Source organism: Oleiphilus sp. HI0128 (assembly GCF_001635365.1).
In genome coordinates this window covers 1-1,115 of record NZ_LWGG01001620.1, presented here as the reverse complement: position 1 = coordinate 1,115, position 1,115 = coordinate 1, and the positions used below count along the sequence as shown (strand labels likewise).

Genomic DNA, 1,115 nt, shown 5'->3' with positions numbered 1-1,115 from the left:
AATTGAAGCTATTGCAGACTTCTGGGAGCAGCAACTGGCAGAGCTGTTAAGTTACCCTTTAGATTAAATGATCGCGTCGTTAGTGCACCTGCGTCATAAAGAGCTATCAAGGTATTGAGTGATAAATGAATATTGAAAGTATTAGAGAACAATTCCCTATTCTAAACCAAGAGGTCAATGGCAAGCCTTTGATCTACCTTGATAGTGCCGCCAGTGCACAAAAGCCCGAAGCGGTGCTCGAAAGCATGGCGAACTACTATCATCATGATAATGCCAACGTACACCGAGGCGCGCACACCTTGGGTGACCGTGCAACGGCTGGTTTCGAAGGTGCACGCGAAACAGTTCGTCAATTTCTCAATGCAAACTCAACCAAAGAAATCATTTGGACCAAAGGAACAACTGAAGCCATTAACCTGATTGCTAACGGTTTGGCAAGTCAGCTAGAGCCTGGTGACGAGATCATCGTTAGCCGCATGGAGCATCACGCCAATATCGTTCCCTGGCAATTAGCGGCGGAGAAATGCGGTGCGCAAATTAAAGTACTCGATTTTGACGAGAACGGTGAGCTATCACTTTCCCAAGTTGATGAGTTGATTAACGAGAAAACCAAAGTCATCGCTGTCACCCACGTATCCAATGTCCTGGGCACGATTAACCCTGTTAAAGAAATCATTGAAAAAGCAAAGGCTGCCAATATCATCACCGTTATCGACGGTGCCCAGGCAGTGCCTCATTTCAAGGTCGACGTTCAGGCTTTAGACTGTGATTTTTATGCTTTATCCTCACACAAATTATTTGGCCCAACCGGTATCGGCGTGCTTTACGGCAAAGAAGCTCGCTTAGAAGCGCTTCCTCCTTATCAAGGTGGTGGCGAAATGATAGAGCGCGTTAGCTTTGAGAGGACTACCTTCAACCAGCTACCCTATAAATTTGAAGCCGGTACACCAGCGATATCCGAAGCCATTGGTTTAGCTGCAGCCATTGACTACATGGACTCTTTAGATAGAGAAGCGATCGAAACTCACGAACAAAAATTACTGGCACGTGCCCATGAATTAGCTGCAACGATACCCGGGCTAAGAATCATCGGCACAGCAAAAAACAAAGTACCC

At 46.3% G+C, this 1,115-nt stretch carries 1 protein-coding gene; it reads left to right on the top strand.

Annotated elements, in window-relative coordinates:
• Nucleotides 1-125 precede the first annotated feature (125 nt).
• A partial coding sequence (locus A3763_RS26400) for an aminotransferase class V-fold PLP-dependent enzyme (protein WP_068760761.1) occupies nt 126-1,115 on the top strand: 990 nt, incomplete at its 3' end.